Here is a 17,186-nt window from a genome sequence, read left to right as displayed (position 1 = left end):
AAAGGCAAGGGAGCGTCAGGCGGATCGCGACTCGCGGAACCGTGCCATCGCGGCGGACAAGCCGGCGCCGACGAGGTCGATGTCGTTGGCGGCGACGGTCAGCGCATAGCCTTGCGCCACGCGGCGCGCCGCCTCCGTCGCATTCGGCGTGAAGATCGCGCAGGGCGTCGCCGCCTTCCTGCAGGCGTCGAAGACGGCACGGCAGGCCGCCTCATGCTTCGGATCGGAAGGTGCAATGCCGAGCGAGAGCGCAAGGTCGCCGGTGCCCACGAGGACGAAATCCAGTCCGGGCACGGCGGCGATCTCGGCAGCGTTCTCCAGCCCGCGTACCGTCTCGATCATGACGCCGACGACGGTGCGGCTGCGGGCCTGTTCATAGTAAGCCGAGAAATTCCCCTTCAGCGGCCGCACGCCGCCGCCCGAGCGCTCGCCCTCGGGCGGAAAGCGGGCCGCCGCCACGATCGCCGCCGCCTGCCCGGCTGTTTCGACCAGCGGCGCGATAACGCCTTCGGCACCCGCATCGAGCGCTTCGCCCAGCGATCGCGACGTGCCATCTACCGTGCGCACCAGCACCGGCGTCTTCCAGCCAACGGTGCCGACGACATGCTCGATCGCCTGGCGGCTCCACAATCCGTGCTGGGCGTCAAGGACGACGGCATCGGGCGCGGCCTCGACCGCCACCTCGACCAGCGCCGACGAGCCGAGGACGGACCAGAAGACACCCAGCCCGCCGCCCTCGCGCAGGCGCTCGCGCAGGAATGGGCCATCCAGTTTCATCATCGGGGAGTTCTTTCCTCGTTCATCTACGATTTTCCGGAGCCGGCTTCGTCATCGCCCGCCCCGCTATCCCCCACCTTGGCTTCCAGGCTGTGGAAATAGCTTTTCTCGGCCTCGCCGATGAAGGCAGCCATGCGATCCTGCGCGGCAAGCGCGTCGCGCCGGCTAAAGGCATCGTAGAGGCCGGCCAGCCCGTCGCGGACGATGACGCGCGTGTCCGCATCCATGAGCGTCTCATCGCGCACGATGTGGGCCTGGTCGGCGAAGCGCGAGATCGTCTCGGCCAGCCGCCTGTTGCGGTTGGCGTCGAGCCAGGTCCGGCGAAAGACGACGTTGGCGGCAACCAGTTCCTCGACGTCGCTGTTGGCGACGGCGGCGACGGCGCGCTCGAGCGCCTCGCGCAGCGCAGCCAGACCCTCGGCATCGATGTCGCGCGCGGCACTGGCGGCTGCCCGCGGTTCCAGCAGCTTGCGGACTTCGAAAATGTCGCGGATGTCCTGAGGGGTCAGCTGCGGAACGGCGAAGCCGCGCGTGGTGCCGACCAGATGGCCCTCGCTGATGAGTTGCAGCAGCGCCTCGCGCACCGGCATGCGCGATATGCCGAGCGACTTGGCGATCTTGACGTCGATCAGCCGGTCGTCGGGACCGATCTGGCCGTGCCTGAGCTTCTCGCGCAGGTCGTTGTAGATCTGGTGGCGCAGGCTTTCGGAGCGGTCCACGGTGGGGGAAAGGGTCGAATCGGTTCTCATCGTCCAGCCCATATAATTCTGACTTCAGTATACGAAATTAGGTCTCGCATCCAAGGACCAATAGCGCATCCATACAGGATTCGCACGAGGCGGCTAAAATTCCGGCGGTCCTGCTGGCAAAATCTAGGAAAGCGGCGATCTCCCTTCCTTATATCCGTATACAGATTCGATGGACTGGATCGTCAGCCACCGCCCCGCGCGGCAAGCTCGCGCAAGACGCGGCGGGTCGCCGCCACATCCTCGGCCGGCAGGTCGGCCAGTTTCTCGGCTTCGAAGGCGCGCGCACGGGCGGTGATGCGGCCGAGCAGGGCAAGCCCGCTCTCGGTGATGACGAGGGCGCCCGGCGGGCGCGGCGCAACATGGCCACCCGCGATCAGCTTGGCCAGCGCGTCCTGCACGGTGTTCTCACCAAGGAAGGTGCGCGCGGCTATCGCCTCGGCCGATGCGCCCGACCCGGTCGCCAGAAAAGCGAGCACACGCGACTCGGCGGTGGTGACGCCCTCGGCGCTGTGGTGCTCGGAAAAGGCGCCGGCGAGATAGGCATAGGCCCTGGCCAGCAGCGGCAGGAAGAAGTCGTCGCGCGGATGGCCGTCGATCTGCAGATCGGACGGGCGGCCGGGATGACTGATGGCAAGCGCATAGCGGCCCTGCGCGAAGATCAGTCCGCTGCGGTCGAAACAGGCGTAGCGCTCAACCTTGCCAATGAAGACGACATGGTCGCCGCCATCATGCTCGGCCACCTTAGCGCATTCGAAATGCGCCGCGACACCGGCAAGCAGCGGGACGCCATGGAGCCCTCGCGACCACTCGCAGGCGGCGAACTTGTCGCCGCCCGAGCGGGCGAAGTGGCCGGCAAGCTCTGTCTGGCTCGCCGCCAGCACGTTGACAGCGAAATGGTCGGCCTGGAGAAAGGACGCGATCTTGCTGGACTGGCGCCTGAGCGACCACAGGATGAGCGGTGGCTCCAGCGAGACGGACTGGAACGAGTTGGCGGTGACGGCGAAGGGGCCTGTTTCGCCATCGGCCGCAACCACCGTCACCCCGGTCGCGAATTGCCCGAGCGCCTGGCGGAAGGAGGACAGGTCCGCCGAGGGGTCGCCTCCGTGCAGCAGCGAGGTATCGTCCGCCGCCGTCATGTCAGGCCACCCTGAGGCCGGCGTCGCGGAGCAGCGGCAGCACGTTTTCGATGAAATAGGGCAACTCGTTCTTGAAATTGACGAAGGAGACGGTGGTGCCGGCAAAGCCCACCTCACTCATGCGGATCATCTCGTCAGCGATATGGCGCGGCGTACCGATCAGCGGATAGGTGCCGCCGCCGCCGGCGAAACGCTTGCGATGCAGGCGGTAGGCGTCCGCCTCGTGCGAGGAGGAGAACTTTTCCTTGGCGCCCATGTAGCGGTCGACGCTGACATGGTCGGCCATGGTCTCGGCGTAGAGTTCGTAATAGTCCTCGGCCTCGGCCTGGCTCGGACGGCACACGACATGGCAGGTGGTGTAGACACCGACGTCGCGCCCCTGTTCGGCGGCACGCTTGCGGATATCCTCGATCGGCTCGCGGCCACCCTCGATCTCGACGAAAGTGGTGAACAGATAGTCGGCGGCCTTGGCGGCGAAGTCGCGGCCGGGCGGCGAAAAGGCGGCGTTGAGGATGACCGGGCGCGGCTGCTGCAGCGGGCGCGGCAGGCCCGAAACGCCTTTCAGCTTGTAGAAGCGGCCGTCGAAGTCGAACGGCTCGGTCGCGGTGTAGATCTTGCTGATGACGTCGAACCATTCGAGCCCCTGCTCGTAGCGGTCCTTGATCAGTTCCAGGCCGAACATGGCGAACTCGTCAGGGTTCCAGCCGCAGACCACGTTCAGGCCGGCCCGGCCGTTCGAGGCATGGTCGATCGTAGACAGCGCCTTGGCGACGAAGATCGGGCTGATCATCGGCACATGGACGGTGGAAAACAGCGCGATGCGCTTCGTCACGCCGGCAAGGGCGGCGGCGAAGGTCAGCGTTTCGTAGGACCATTCGCGGCTGTTCATCTCGCCGCCGAAACCCTTCCAGCGGGCAATCGGCAGGATGAATTCCAGGCCCGCGTCGTCGGCCATGCGGGCCACGTCGACGATCTCGTTCCACAGCGCCGGCCAGCGCTCGGGCACCGTGGTCAGTGTCAGGCCGCCATCGGCGTTCAGCGAAAAGACGCCGATCTTGAACTTGTTGGGTCCGTGCATCGGATGCGCGACGACAGAAGTCATTTCAAACCCCTTGGAGTGGACCGTGCTGGACGGCCGGTTGACCGGAATTGCCGGCGGCGGCAGCGATCTGGCGAAAATGGTGTCCCGCGCCGTCGATGTAGTGCCGCGCGAAACGTTCGGCTGCCGCACCGTCCGCCTCGCGGAAAGCCCGTAGCCCCTCTTCGAGCATCGCCAATGCCTGCTTGCGCGCGACGGGAAGGGCAAGCGTCATCCGGCGCACGGCGCCGGCCTGATCGTCGAAGCGGAAGATCGTTTCGCGCAGGCGGCGATTGTCGAGACGCCCGACCCAGACCGAGCGGAAGACGTAATTCGCCTCAAGGAAGCCTGCCACGTCGGCTGCGTCGGCCAGCCGGGCGGCCTCGACCGCGGCTTCCAGGGCGCACAGCGCCGGTTCGTTCATGCGGCGGGCGGCGCGCTGCGCCGCAGGCGGTTCGATCAGCCTGCGGATGTCGCAGATCTCTTCCATGGCCGTGACGGTCGGCACCGGAACCTGTACGCCGCCGTCGCCGCTTTCCAGCAGTCCCTCGGCGACCAACCGCGCCAGCGCCTCGCGCACGGGGCTTCGCGATACGCCGAGCGTCCTGGCAAGCGGACCCATCGGCCAGCCGCTCGCCCGGCTGCAGGGTGCCGGACCTGACGCTATGCCGGACCATGCCGTAGACCTGCTCGGCAAGGGACGGCGCACGGTGCAGCGCGTCGAAGACAAGTCCGCCCATCGCCTCCTCCCGGTTGCAGCGTATATCAGCTTCGTCGACAGTATACAGTTTATGTTTGAAACATTATACCGTCAAGCGCCCCGCTCCCAGGATTGACACCGGGTTGGCCCGGAGAACGGGCCATTCAACGAAGATCGCGCAAGGCGAACCGATGCGGCCGGGCGACATGCTGCGCGCTTGCCCCTTCCGGTCAAACGGCACTACAACAAGCGCCGAGAATCGACCCGTTGGGCCAAGGATCGGGATTTGAGCGAACCGAAGACAGACGAACGAGGCACCGCCGCCCCGACATGGCTGGACGGCGAGACCAAAGTGCTGGAAGCGCCGCACGACCACGGCACGGAGCTCAGGCTGTGGCTGCGCCTACTCACCTGCTCGACGCTGGTCGAAACGGAGATCAGACGGCGGCTGCGCGAGGAATTCGATTCCACCCTGCCCCGCTTCGACCTGATGGCGCAGCTGGAGCGTGCCAGGAACGGCATGGTGCTGGGCGAGCTTTCGAAGCGCATGATGGTCTCGCCCGGCAACATCACCGCGCTGGTCGAGCGCCTCGTCGAAAGCGGCCATATCAGCCGCACCACATCGCCCGCCGACCGGCGCGTGCAGATCATCGCGCTCACGCCGTTCGGCCGCGCGGCCTTCAAGAAGATGGCCGATGCCCATGCCGAATGGATATCGGAGCTGTTCGGCAAGGTGACGGCGAAAGGTGAACTGGCGCTGCTCGACCAGCTCGGCGAGCTGAAACATTCGATCGTCGCCGCCCTCGGCAAGAACGGCTGACCACACCGGACGCCCCTCCTTCTTCCTGCGACAGGCCGTCCGCAAAGATTCCCGTCGCAAATAACTTTAAGCTTGAAGTTTTTTTGGAACGGGGCCATTCTGCGACGACAGGGGCGGGCGACAAGCCGTCCACGAAGGTGCGATACGGAGGACGGCATGCGCATTGTCTGCATCGGTGGCGGGCCGGCAGGTCTCTACTTCGCCCTGCTGATGAAGAAGCAGAACCCAGCGCATCACGTCACGGTGGTGGAGCGCAACCGACCCTTCGACACCTTCGGCTGGGGCGTGGTGTTCTCCGACGCCACCATGCAGTCGATGCGCCAGTGGGACCCCGAGACGGCGGCGACCATCGAGGACGCCTTCAACCACTGGGACGACATCGAACTGGTGTTCAAGGGCCGCAAGATCCGCACCACAGGCCATGGCTTCGTCGGCATCGGCCGCAAGAAGATGCTGAACATCCTGCAGGAACGCTGCCTCGAACTCGGTGTCGAACTGGTGTTCGAGCGCGAGGTGCAGGATGACGGCGAGTTCCCCGAGGCCGACCTCATCATCTCCTCGGACGGGGTCAATTCCCGCACCCGGGCAAAGTATGCCGAGATCTTCAAGCCCGACATGCTGGTGCGGCCGAACCGCTTCATCTGGCTCGGCACCGAAAAGCGCTTCGACGCCTTCACCTTCGACTTCCAGCGGACCGAGCACGGCTGGTTCCAGGCACACATCTACCGCTTCGACGACAAGACCTCGACCTTCATCGTCGAGACGACCGACGAAGTGTTCAAGGCACACGGCATCGACAAGATGGACCAGGACCAGTCCATCGCGTTCTGCGAAAAGCTGTTCGCCGATACCCTCGACGGCCATTCGCTGATGAGCAACGCGCGCCATCTGCGCGGCTCGGCCTGGCTGAACTTCGGCCGGCTGATCTGCGAGAAATGGAGCCATTTCAACGGCAACAGCCATGTCGTGCTGATGGGCGACAGCGCCCATACCGCGCATTTCGCCATAGGTTCGGGCACCAAGCTCGCCATCGACGATGCCATCGAGCTGACCAACCAGTTCAATCGGATCGGCCACGGGCGCGAAAACATCCCGGCCGTGCTGGAGGCTTACGAAGAAGTGCGCCGGGTTGACGTCGCCCGCATCCAGAACGCGGCGCGCAACGCCATGGAGTGGTTCGAGGTGGTCGGCCACCGCTATGCCGACACGCTGGAACCGGAGCAGTTCATGTATTCCATGCTGACGCGCTCGCAGCGCATCAGCCACGAGAATCTGCGCCTGCGCGATCCCGTCTGGCTGGAGGGTTACGAGCGCTGGTTCGCGGAGCGCGCCGGCGCGCCGGCCTCACCGAACGGCCACCCGGTGCCACCGATGTTCACGCCCTATTCGGTCCGCGGCCTGAAGCTGGCCAACCGCATCGTCATGTCGCCGATGGCGATGTATTCGGCAACGGACGGCGTGCCGGACGATTTCCATCTCGTCCATATCGGCGCGCGCGCCATGGGCGGCGCCGCACTGGTCTTCCCGGAGATGACCTGCGTGTCCCCAGATGCCCGCATCACACCGGGCTGTCTCGGCCTGTGGAACGAGGAGCAGAAGGAAGCCTTCCGCCGCATGGTCGCTTTCGTGCACGAGAAGACGCCGGCGAAGATCGGGATGCAGCTCGGCCATGCCGGCCGCAAGGGCGCCACCAAAGTGGCCTGGGAAGGCACCGACCAGCCGGTCGAGCACGGCGGCTGGCCACTCGTCTCGGCCTCGGCCATCCCCTATCTGCCGCATTCGGTCGTGCCGCGCGCAGCGTCACGCGAGGACATGGACCGCATCACCGCGGATTTCGTGCGCGCCGCCAAGTGGTCCGACGAGGTCGGCTTCGACATACTCGAGCTGCATTGCGCGCACGGCTACCTTCTGTCCGCCTTTTTGTCGCCACTGACCAACACACGCGACGACGAATATGGCGGCAGCCACGAGAACCGCGCCCGCTATCCGCTGGAAGTATTCCGCGCCATCCGCGCGGTGTGGCCAGCCGACAAGCCGATCTCGGTGAGGCTCTCCACCAACGACTGGCACGAGGGCGGCAACACGCCGGAGGACGCCGCGATCTTCGCGCAGATGTTCAAGGAGGCCGGCGCCGACCTGATCGACTGCTCGGCCGGGCAGGTGGTGAAGGACGAGCATCCGGTCTACGGCCGCATGTGGCAGACGCCGTTCTCGGACAAGATCCGCAACGAAATCCAGGTGCCGACCATCGCCGTCGGCGCCATCTCCGAGGCCGACCACGCCAATTCGGTCATCGCCGCCGGCCGCGCCGATCTCTGCGCCATCGCCCGCCCGCATCTGGCCGACCCGGCCTTCGTGCTGCATGAGGCGGCGAAGGTCGGCTATGCCGGACAGGTCTGGCCGAAGCAGTACTACCAGGGCCGCGTGCAATACGAGACAGGGTTGGCTCGCGCCGCTGCGGTTGCAGCCGCTCCCCCGGCGGGCAAGGCATGAGCGGGAAGGCGCGCCACGCGCTTGTCACCGGTGCCGGCAGCGGCATCGGCCGGGCGATCGCGCTTTCGCTGGCCGGGCGCGGCCACGCCGTCAGCCTCGCCGGCCGCCGCGCCGAGCCGCTGGAAGCCGTGCGCGCGGAGATCGAGGCCGCGGGCAGCAAGGCGATCGTTCTCGCCGGCTTCGACGTGACCGATGCCGCCTCGGTGGAGACCGGCGTCGCCAAGGCTATCGACCGTTTCGGCGACATCGCCGTGCTGGTGAACTCCGCCGGCGAGGCGCCGTCCGCGCCATTCGAGAAAACCGATCCGGCCTTCTGGAACCGAGTGATCGGCATCAACCTCACCGGCACCTACCTGGTCACGCAGGCGGCGCTCGCCTCGGTGCGCCGCGCCGGCAAGGGCCGTATCGTCAACGTCGCCAGTACGGCCGGCCTGACCGGCTACCCTTACGTTTCCGCCTACTGCGCCTCCAAGCACGGCGTCGTCGGCCTCACGCGCGCGCTGGCACTGGAACTGGCGCGCACGGACGTCACCGTCAACGCCGTCTGCCCCGGCTTCACCGACACGCCGCTGCTCGACGGCGCGGTTGAAACCATTACGGCCAAGACCGGCCGCGGCGCCGACGAGGCGCGCGCCGCACTTGCCAAGGCCAACCCGCAGGGCCGCCTCGTCAGCCCCGAGGAAGTGGCCGACACGGTGCTCTGGCTCGCTTCGGAGGGAGCAGGTGCGATAACCGGCCAGGCGATCGCGGTGGCCGGTGGTGAAGTGATGGCAGGCTGAAACCGGAGGACGCCATGGCTGGACAAAAAGGCGAATTGGAAAAAGGCATCACGCAGAACGGCGCCGGCTTCGAGGGCACGGAATGGAACATCCTCGGGCAGCGCTATTTCCCCAAGGCGGTTTCGGACTCCGCCTTTGCCTTTGAAACCAACAGCGAGCCGGGCCAGTTCGTGCCCGTCCACATCCATCCGACACAGGACGAATTCATCCTCGTGCAGGAAGGGCAGTTGGAACTGAAGCTCGACGGCCAATGGTTCACCGCCAGGGCCGGCGACCTAGTGCGCATGCCGCGCGGCTATTTCAACAAATCCGACAAGCCGGTGAAGGCGCTGTTCTGGGTCGCGCCGGCCGGCAGGCTCAAGGCCCTTTTCGAAGGACTGCACAACCTGACCGACGTCGAGGAAGTGGTGCGGCTCTCGGCTGCTCACGACGTCGACTTCCTGCCGCCTTCGGCAAACGACTGAAACAGGCGCGGCCGGCGATCGCCGGCTGCCGCCACGACAAGGGATTCCGCGCGAATGACCAATCCGATGCAGGCCAAGCGCCATCCGTTCAAGGATCACGCGCCGAAACATTTCCGCTTCGAGACGGACGCCGACGGGCGCGTGGCCACCATCACGCTCGACCGGCCGGAGAAGAAGAATCCGCTGACCTTCGAGAGCTACGAGGAACTGGGCAACCTGTTCCGTTCGCTGCACAGGGCGAGCGACGTGCGCGCCATCGTGATAACCGGCGCCGGCGGCAATTTCTGCTCCGGCGGCGACGTGTTCGAGATCATCGAGCCGCTGACCAAGATGGCGATGCCGGACCTGATCGATTTCACCCGGCTGACCGGCGACCTTGTGCGGCAGATGCGCGCCTGCCCGCAGCCGATCATCTCGGCGATCGACGGCATCTGCGTCGGCGCCGGCGCCATCATCGCCATGGCTTCCGATCACCGCCTCGCCACGCCGGAGGCGAAGACCGCCTTCCTGTTCACCCGGGTCGGGCTTGCCGGCGCCGACATGGGCGCCTGCGGCATCCTTCCGCGCATCATCGGCCAGGGCCGCGCCGCCGAACTTCTGTTCACCGGCCGGGTAATGAGTGCGCAGGAAGGCCTTGCCTGGGGCTTCCACAACGCCCTGCACGAGCGCGACGCGCTGCTGCCCGCCGCGCAGAAATTCGCCCGCATGCTTGCCGACGGCCCGTGGTTCGCCCATGCCATGACCAAGAAGATGCTCGACCAGGAATGGGCGATGGGCATCGACCAGCTCATCGAATCGGAAGCGCAGGCGCAGGCCATCTGCATGGCGACCGGAGACTTCCGCCGCGCCTTCGAGGCTTTCGCCGCCAAGGCGAAGCCCGCCTTCGAGGGGAACTGAGCCATGGCCGGACATGCCGCGACCGCCGGGCCGCCGAGCCGCGAGGCTCTCGACTGGCCGTTCTTCGAGGATCGTCACCGCACGCTGGCGACCGATCTGGACGCCTTCATCGCCAGGGGCGGGCTGGGCGCCATCGACCATGCCGACGCCGACGGCGCCTGCAAGAAACTGGTGAAGGCGCTCGGCGCCGGCGGCTTTCTGAAGGCCTGCGTGCCGGCCGCCTATGGCGGTGCTTCCGAAGTCATCGACAGCCGCGCGCTCTGCCTGACGCGCGAGACGCTGGCCTATGCCGACGGGCTGGCCGACTTCGCCTTCGCCATGCAGGGGCTGGGTACCGGTGCCATCAGCCTGTCGGGATCGGAGGAACTGAAACAGCGCATCCTGCCGAAGGTCGCCGCCGGCGAGCTGATCTCGGCCTTCGCGCTGACCGAACCGGAGGCCGGTTCCGACGTGGCGGCGATGGCGACCGCCGCGCGTCGTGACGGCGACGCCTATGTGCTCGACGGCGAAAAAATCTTCATCTCCAACGGCGGCATCGCCGACGTCTATACGGTCTTCGCCCGCACGGGCGAGGCGCCCGGCACGCGCGGCATCTCAGCCTTCGTCGTCTTCGCCGACACGCCGGGCTTCTCGACCGCCGAGCGTATCGAAACGATCGCGCCGCATCCGCTGGCGCGTATCCGCTTCGACAATTGCCGCATTCCGGCCTCGCAGCTTCTCGGGACACCGGGCGAAGGCTTCAAGATCGCCATGCGCACGCTGGACATCTTCCGTCCGTCGGTTGCGGCGGCGGCGCTCGGCTTCGCCCGTCGCGCGCTGGACGAAGCGGTCGCGCACGCCCGCTCGCGAAAAATGTTCGGCGCCACGCTGGCCGACCTGCCGACGGCGCAAAGCACGCTGGGCGACATGGCCACCGCAATAGATGCGGCCGCCCTGCTCGTCGCCCGTGTCGCCTGGCGGCGCGACGTGCAGAAATTGCCGATCACCCGCGAGGCCGCAATGGCCAAGCTGACGGCGACCGAGAACGCACAGTGGGTCATCGACCAGGCGGTGCAGATGTTCGGCGGGCGCGGCGTGCGCGTCGGCGAGATCACCGAGAAACTCTATCGCGAGATCCGGGCGCTGCGCATCTACGAGGGCGCCACCGAGGTTCAGAAGCTGATTATCGGCCGCGAGCTGATGAAGGCGGCGAAACAGGGAGAGGGAACATGACAGTCCGTATCAGCCTGGAGACGACCGATGCTTGAATTCCTGCAACCCGAAGGCTGGGCCAAGCCGATCGGCTACGCCAACGGTGTCGCGGCAACCGGGCGCACGATCTTCGTCGGTGGCCAGATCGGCTGGAACGGCCAGTGCCAGTTCGAGACGGACGACTTCGTCGGCCAGGTGCGACAGACGCTGGAGAATATCGTCGCGGTGCTGAAGGCAGGCGGCGCCGAGCCGCATCATATTACTTCCATGACCTGGTATTTCACCGACAAGAAAGAATACACAGCCAACCTGCGCGGCATCGGCCAAGCCTATCGCGACACGATCGGCCGGCATTTCCCGGCCATGGCCGCCGTGCAGGTGGTGGCGCTGATCGAAGACCGCGCCAAGATCGAAATCCAGGCCACCGCCGTGGTGCCAGGCTGACACCATGGCTGCAGCACGGTTCTCGGAAACGGTGACAGGTGACGTTCGCGACGGCGTGCTCGTCGTGACGATCGACAATCCCCCCGTCAACGCGCTCTCGGCGGATGTTCGCGCCGGCTTGATGGCCGCACTGGATCATGCAAAAGCGAGTGCCGATATCGTCGGCGTGGCCGTCACCGGCGCCGGCCGCATCTTCATCGGCGGTGCCGACATCCGCGAATTCGGCAAGCCGCCCGTCGAACCCCACCTGCCCGACGTTCTCGACCGTATCGAGAATTTCGCAAAGCCGGTGATCGCCGCCATCAATGGCGCTGCGCTCGGCGGCGGCTGCGAGGTCGCGCTGGCCTGCCATGGCCGCATCGCCGGCGAAAAAGCGAGCTTCGGCCTACCCGAGGTGAAGCTCGGCATCGTGCCGGGCGCCGGCGGCACCCAGCGGCTGCCGCGCCTTATCGGCATCCCGGCGGCGATCGACATGACCGGCACGGGCCGCAGCGTCAAACCGGAGGAAGCCGCCCGCCTCGGCCTCGCCGACAAGATCGCCGCCGATCCCGTTACCGAGGCGGCGCAGCTTGCCCGTGCCGTCGCCGGCACGCCGCTCCGGCGCACGGGTGCCCTCACCGTTCCGGTGGCGGACGCCGCAACCGTCGAGGCCGCGGCGAACAAGGTCCTGTCGAAGGCCCGCGGCCAGGCGTCCCCGGGCGAAGCGGTGCGTCTCGTGAGGGCCGCGGCGGACATGGGCCTCCGGGACGGCCTTGCCGAGGAGCGTGCGACGTTCATCCGGCTGCGCGATTCGCGTGAGGCGGCCGCACTTCGCCACGTCTTCTTCGCCGAACGCGCCGCCGGCAAGCTGGACAAGCTCGACGGCGTCGCGCCACGCGAGGTCAAAACGGTGGGCATCGTCGGCACCGGGCTGATGGGGGCGGGTATTGCGGTTGCCACGCTGACGGCCGGCTATCGCGTCATTGGCGTTGAGCAGACGGAGGAGGCCGCCGCCGCGGGCCGCGACCGGATCGCCGGCATGCTCGACAAGGCAATGCAGTCCGGTCGCCTCACTGCCGCAACACGGGACCAGTGCCTCGCCCGGCTGACTGTCGCGGCCGATGCCGGGGAACTCGCACCGGCCGATCTCGTCATAGAGGCTGTGTTCGACGATCTCACCGTCAAGACCGACCTGTTCCGCAAACTCGACGGCATCGTCAGAGCGGACGCCGTCCTCGCCACCAACACCAGCTACCTCAATCCGGACGAGATCGCGGCCGCGACGGCGCATCCCGAGCGCGTCGTCGGCCTGCATTTCTTCTCGCCGGCCAACATCATGCGGCTCACCGAAGTGGTGGACTGCAAGGCCACCGCGCCGGACGTGCTGGCGACCGCACTGGCCTTCGCGAAGAAGCTCGGCAAGCTGCCCATCGTTTGCGGCGTCACCGAGGGCTTCATCGGCAACCGCATCTATTCGGCCTATCGCCGCGAAGCGGAGTTCATGGTCGAGGACGGGGCGGAGCCGCAGGACGTCGACGCGGCGCTGGAAGCCTGGGGTTTCCCGATGGGCATCTTCGCCGTCAACGACATGGCCGGGCTGGAGATCGCCTGGGCAAAACGCAAGCGGCAGGCGGCGATGCGCGACCCGAAGGAACGCTACGTCGAAATTCCCGACCGGCTGTGCGAGGCCGGTCGCTTCGGCCGCAAGAGCGGGCGCGGTTGGTACGACTATTCGAGCGGCCATCGTGCCGTCGACCCGCAAGTCACCGCGCTGATCGAGACCGCCCGCGCCGCCAAGGGAATCGTGCCGCGCCGATTCTCGTCCGAGGAGATCGTCGCCCGCCTGCTGAAGGCCATGGCCAACGAAGGAAGTGCCCTGCTGGCCGAAGGCATCGCGGCACGCGCCTCCGACATCGACCTCGTGATGATCAACGGCTATGGTTTCCCGGCCTACAAAGGCGGCCCGATGTTCGCTTCCGCCTCGCCGTCGTAAACTGTATACTGATTTTTCCGGACCGCTCTCGTCTTGCTGCGGTTTTTCCGGGAAATGCGCCTATCAACTCAAGCTTGAACAAAGTTTCAGGCTTGAACAGTATACTGTTCTGTGGTTGAATTTTTGATCATATGCTCAATAGCGGCCGCCTGTCGGGCCGCAGGCGGAGACGGGAATGAACGGCTTTCTGGCAAACCACGAAACCAGGTCGGCGCTGACGGGCATCCGCGCGCAGATCCAGGATTTGAGGACGGAAAACATCGCCAAGCTGGCGGTGCGCGCCAGGGCATTGGGCGACGTCATCCCGCTGTGGTACGGCGAGGGCGACATGGTCACGCCGACCTTCATCCGCGACGCCGCCAAGGCGGCGTTGGACGCCGGCCAGACATTCTATGTGCCGAACATGCGCGGCGCCGACGGACTGAACGCGGCGCTGTCGGAATACCAGTCGCGCATCCACGGCCGCCCGATCGCGATCAACCGCTCGACGGTCGCGCCCGGCGGCATGCAGGCGCTTTATCTGGCGCTGGAAATGCTGGTCGATGTCGGCACCAACGTGGTCTATGTCGAGCCGCAATGGCCCAACATCCATAACGCGATCCACATGATCGGCGGCGAGCCGCGGCCGGTGGCGCTGAAATTCGACGGCGACTGGAAGCTGGACCTCGACGCGCTCTATGCCCGCTGCGACGCGCGCACCCGCGCGATCTTCCTGTCGACGCCATGCAACCCGACCGGCTGGACGGCGAGCATCGAGGAGATGCGGGCGCTGCTCGAGTTCAGCCGCGAGCGCGGCATCTGGATCATCTCCGACGAGGTTTACGGCCGACTCTATTTCGACGGCGACGTGGCGCCGTCGATGATGCAGATCGCCGAGGACGACGACCGCGTCATGACAATCAACAGTTTCTCCAAGTCGTGGGCAATGACCGGCTGGCGGATCGGCTGGCTTACGCATCCGACAGCCTTGGCCGACCATATGGGCGCCATGACCCAGTATGCCAACAGCGGCACCGCCGCCTTCGTGCAGGCCGGCGCCGAGACGGCGATCCGCAAGGGCGAAGGGCTGGTGTCGGAAATCCGCGAGCGCGCGCGCCGGGGGCTCGACATGGCCTATGAAGCCCTGGGGCCGCTCAACCGCGTTGTGCTGCCGCCGAAGCCGAAAGGCGGCATGTATGCCTTCTTCGCCCTGCAGGGAGAATCGGACGCCAACGCCGCCTGCACCCGCATCCTGGAGGAAGCGCGCGTCGGCCTGGCGCCGGGCCACCTGTTCGGCGACGCATCGAAGGCGTTCCTGCGCATGTGCGTGATGCGCAACGAGAAGGAGCTCGGACAGGCGCTGGAACGCATGGTCGCAGCACTCAGATAGGGAAGAGAGGAACGCCCGGCCGTAACATGAGCGGCACGGGCACGATCAACGGGAGGAGATCAGGAATGTATCGTCGTCAACTGCTGGGCGGCTTCGCCGCCGTCATGCTGGCCCTAGGCGGTATCGGGACGGCGCAAGCCGAAACGCTGACCGTCGGCGCCTACCCCGCCAACCCGCCATGGGAGAACAAGACCGAGAGCGGTACGTTCGAAGGCTTCGAGGTCGATCTGGTCAACGAGATCGGCAAGCGGCTCGGCGCCGAAATCCAGATCCAGGATCTCGGCTTCCAGGCGCTGTTCGCCGCCACCGCGTCCGGCCGCATCGACATGGCGATCTCGTCCATCTCGATCACCAACGACCGCTTGCAGAACCAGTCCTTCACGCAAGGCTACTACGACAGCGATATCGCGCTGATCGCCGGCGACGACACCAAGCTGACCGGGCTGGCCGACATGAAGGGCAAGACCATCGGCGCCATCTCGGCTTCCGTCGGCGAGGCCTGGATCAAGGCCAATACGGAAAAGTACGGCATCGGCGAATACCGCGGCTACGATACCCAGCAGAACCTGCTGCTCGACGTGCAGTCGGCCCGTCTCGACGGCGCCATCGGCGACATCGCCGGCTTCCAGTTCGCCTTCACTAAGATGAAGGGCATGAAGGTGGTCGAGGCGATCCCGACCGGTGACAAGTTCGCCATCATGATGAAGAAGGGCTCGCCACTGCTGGAGCGCGTCAACGACGCCATCAGCGCCATCAAGAAGGACGGCACGATGGCCGCCCTGCACAAGAAATGGCTGGGTGCGGACGCCGCCGCCGACTCGTCCATCAACAAGGTGCTGCCCATTCCGCAAGCGCAGTAACCCGACTTGACGGAAGCGGGCTTCGATGCAGCCATGCATGATTTCATGCATGGCTGCCTTCGTCAGGCAGCACTGCAATCGAACACGCTGAGGGATCGGCCATGGAATTGATCGACACCTTCTTCAACTGGCCCGTGCTGGTGCGGGCCTTCCCGATCCTGCTGCGCGGACTGGCGAATACGCTGCTGCTCGGCTGCGCTTCCATCGTCATCGGCAGCATCGCCGGCCTGCTGGTCTGCCTTGCCCGGCTCTACGGGCCGCGCCCGCTCAGGACGGTGGCGATCCTCTATGTCGATATCTTCCGGGCATTGCCGATCCTGGTGGTGCTGATCCTGATCTATTACGCCCTGCCTTTCGTCGGCATCCGGCTGTCGGCGTTCGCCTCGGCCACCATCGCGCTGTCGATGGTGTTCGCCGCCTTCACCGCGGAAGTCTGCCGCGCCGGCATCGAGAGCATCCCGAGGGGGCAGTTCGAAAGTGCCGCGGCGCTCGGCCTGTCGTTCTGGCTGTCGATGCGCAAGGTCATCCTGCCGCAGGCGCTGCGCGTCACCACCGCACCGCTGACCAGCAACTGCGTGTCGGTCTTCAAGGATACGGCGCTCGCCTCGGTCGTCGCCATGCCGGACCTGCTCAAGCAGGCGACGGACGCGCAGGCGCTGATGGCCAACCCGACGCCGCTGATCGGCGCGGCGATCATCTACCTCGCCTTCCTTTGGCCGCTGGTGCGCCTCGTCGGCTATCTCGAAAACCGCAGCAAGCAGCAGATGAAGGGCTGAGGCGGCCTACCAGCCGACCCGCCGGCCATCGAAGGCCAGGAACAAACCGCTGAGCGCCGGCGTCGCCGTGGCAATGATGGCGCGCAGAGCACGGGCGCTGTCCGCCGCCGGCAACACCGCCTCCTCGCCGCCCATGTCGGTCTTCACCCAGCCCGGATGCAGTGACAGCACGCCAATGCCGTCCGGTTCGAGGTCGCGGGCGAGTTGGACCGTCGCCATGTTGAGCGCGGCCTTGGAGCAGCGATAGGCGTAGTCGTCGTCATCGTCGTCGAGCAGGCCTTCGGCCATCGAGCCGGCGCGGGAGCCGATATTGGCGACGACGGGATCGCGGCCGAGGCGCAGGTTCGCCAGCAAGGCGCGCGTCACCAGCACCGGTCCCAGCGTATTGACGCGCAGCACGTCGAGGAACTCGTCCGGCTGGAAGGCGTCAAGCCCGGCGGCGGGGCTGCGCACGGCGGCGTTGTTGACGAGCACGTCCAGCGGCCGGCCGGCGAGCCGTGCTGCCAGTGCCGAAATCGACTCCGGATCGGCGACGTCGAGCGGCTGGAATTCGACGCCGGGCTCGAAACTGCCCGCCGGCAAGCTGCGGCCGCAGGCGATCACCTGCCACCCGTCGGCCGCATATTGCCGGACCAGTTCGCGGCCGAGGCCGCGCCCGGCGCCGGTGACGAGCACCGTGCC

The 17,186-nt window shown here is 66.5% G+C and carries 17 protein-coding genes; 11 read left to right on the top strand and 6 right to left on the bottom strand.

Annotation, left to right across the window (positions count from 1 at the left end; all coding sequences use genetic code 11):
- Positions 1-15: 15 nt before the first annotated feature.
- From FGU64_RS15815 to FGU64_RS15795, 5 genes are all read right to left on the bottom strand, one after another.
- Positions 16-780 carry an aldolase/citrate lyase family protein gene (locus FGU64_RS15815; protein WP_139954053.1) on the bottom strand — a complete coding sequence of 255 codons (765 nt, stop codon included), beginning with the start codon at positions 778-780 and terminating at the stop codon, positions 16-18.
- Between the two features lie 23 nt (positions 781-803).
- Positions 804-1,526, bottom strand: coding sequence for a GntR family transcriptional regulator (locus tag FGU64_RS15810; RefSeq protein ID WP_180375552.1), 723 nt, complete (start codon positions 1,524-1,526; stop codon positions 804-806).
- 182 nt (positions 1,527-1,708) lie between these two features.
- On the bottom strand, positions 1,709-2,662 hold the full coding sequence (locus tag FGU64_RS15805) for a flavin reductase (RefSeq protein WP_139954051.1): 954 nt from the start codon (positions 2,660-2,662) through the stop codon (positions 1,709-1,711).
- 1 nt (position 2,663) lies between these two features.
- The gene (locus FGU64_RS15800; protein ID WP_139954050.1) at positions 2,664-3,764 is read right to left on the bottom strand and encodes an LLM class flavin-dependent oxidoreductase; all 1,101 of its coding nucleotides are present in this window, start codon (positions 3,762-3,764) and stop codon (positions 2,664-2,666) included.
- A gap of 1 nt (position 3,765) precedes the next feature.
- Positions 3,766-4,320 carry a GntR family transcriptional regulator gene (locus tag FGU64_RS15795; RefSeq protein WP_180375551.1) on the bottom strand — a complete coding sequence of 185 codons (555 nt, stop codon included), beginning with the start codon at positions 4,318-4,320 and terminating at the stop codon, positions 3,766-3,768.
- A 406-nt stretch (positions 4,321-4,726) separates the two neighbouring features.
- On the opposite strand from FGU64_RS15795, the gene FGU64_RS15790 reads away from it, so the two are divergent.
- The 11 genes from FGU64_RS15790 to FGU64_RS15740 all read left to right on the top strand — a co-directional run bounded on the left by FGU64_RS15790 (position 4,727) and on the right by FGU64_RS15740 (position 16,505).
- Positions 4,727-5,260 carry a MarR family transcriptional regulator gene (locus tag FGU64_RS15790; RefSeq protein ID WP_139954049.1) on the top strand — a complete coding sequence of 178 codons (534 nt, stop codon included), beginning with the start codon at positions 4,727-4,729 and terminating at the stop codon, positions 5,258-5,260.
- Positions 5,261-5,416: 156 nt separating this feature from the next.
- Positions 5,417-7,753, top strand: coding sequence for a bifunctional salicylyl-CoA 5-hydroxylase/oxidoreductase (locus FGU64_RS15785; RefSeq protein WP_139954048.1), 2,337 nt, complete (start codon positions 5,417-5,419; stop codon positions 7,751-7,753).
- Complete coding sequence (locus FGU64_RS15780; protein ID WP_139954047.1) at positions 7,750-8,532, top strand: SDR family NAD(P)-dependent oxidoreductase; 783 nt, start codon at positions 7,750-7,752, stop codon at positions 8,530-8,532. The genes FGU64_RS15785 and FGU64_RS15780 overlap by 4 nt, the downstream gene beginning before the upstream one ends.
- Positions 8,533-8,546: 14 nt before the next feature.
- Positions 8,547-8,996 carry a cupin domain-containing protein gene (locus tag FGU64_RS15775; RefSeq protein ID WP_139954046.1) on the top strand — a complete coding sequence of 150 codons (450 nt, stop codon included), beginning with the start codon at positions 8,547-8,549 and terminating at the stop codon, positions 8,994-8,996.
- A 54-nt stretch (positions 8,997-9,050) separates the two neighbouring features.
- Positions 9,051-9,893, top strand: coding sequence for an enoyl-CoA hydratase family protein (locus tag FGU64_RS15770; RefSeq protein WP_139954045.1), 843 nt, complete (start codon positions 9,051-9,053; stop codon positions 9,891-9,893).
- Between the two features lie 3 nt (positions 9,894-9,896).
- The gene (locus FGU64_RS15765) at positions 9,897-11,105 is read left to right on the top strand and encodes an acyl-CoA dehydrogenase family protein (RefSeq protein WP_139954044.1); all 1,209 of its coding nucleotides are present in this window, start codon (positions 9,897-9,899) and stop codon (positions 11,103-11,105) included.
- A 27-nt stretch (positions 11,106-11,132) separates the two neighbouring features.
- Positions 11,133-11,528 (top strand): RidA family protein, encoded by a 396-nt coding sequence (locus FGU64_RS15760; protein WP_136354114.1) that lies wholly within the window; start codon positions 11,133-11,135, stop codon positions 11,526-11,528.
- A 4-nt stretch (positions 11,529-11,532) separates the two neighbouring features.
- Complete coding sequence (locus FGU64_RS15755) at positions 11,533-13,500, top strand: 3-hydroxyacyl-CoA dehydrogenase NAD-binding domain-containing protein (RefSeq protein WP_139954043.1); 1,968 nt, start codon at positions 11,533-11,535, stop codon at positions 13,498-13,500.
- Between the two features lie 175 nt (positions 13,501-13,675).
- Positions 13,676-14,869 (top strand): pyridoxal phosphate-dependent aminotransferase, encoded by a 1,194-nt coding sequence (locus tag FGU64_RS15750; RefSeq protein WP_139954042.1) that lies wholly within the window; start codon positions 13,676-13,678, stop codon positions 14,867-14,869.
- A 65-nt stretch (positions 14,870-14,934) separates the two neighbouring features.
- Entirely contained in the window at positions 14,935-15,729 is a 795-nt protein-coding gene (locus FGU64_RS15745; RefSeq protein ID WP_139954041.1) for an ABC transporter substrate-binding protein, read from the top strand.
- A gap of 101 nt (positions 15,730-15,830) precedes the next feature.
- On the top strand, positions 15,831-16,505 hold the full coding sequence (locus FGU64_RS15740) for an amino acid ABC transporter permease (protein ID WP_139954040.1): 675 nt from the start codon (positions 15,831-15,833) through the stop codon (positions 16,503-16,505).
- A 6-nt stretch (positions 16,506-16,511) separates the two neighbouring features.
- On the opposite strand, the gene FGU64_RS15735 is transcribed toward FGU64_RS15740, so the two are convergent.
- Positions 16,512-17,180 carry an SDR family oxidoreductase gene (locus FGU64_RS15735; protein WP_139955407.1) on the bottom strand — a complete coding sequence of 223 codons (669 nt, stop codon included), beginning with the start codon at positions 17,178-17,180 and terminating at the stop codon, positions 16,512-16,514.
- Positions 17,181-17,186 lie beyond the last annotated feature (6 nt).

The sequence above is a fragment of the Mesorhizobium sp. 8 genome, from assembly GCF_006351905.1.
In the GTDB taxonomy this organism is placed as follows: domain Bacteria; phylum Pseudomonadota; class Alphaproteobacteria; order Rhizobiales; family Rhizobiaceae; genus Mesorhizobium; species Mesorhizobium composti.
Note: the sequence above shows the minus strand (reverse complement) of the source record. Positions and strands in the feature narration are given on the sequence as shown.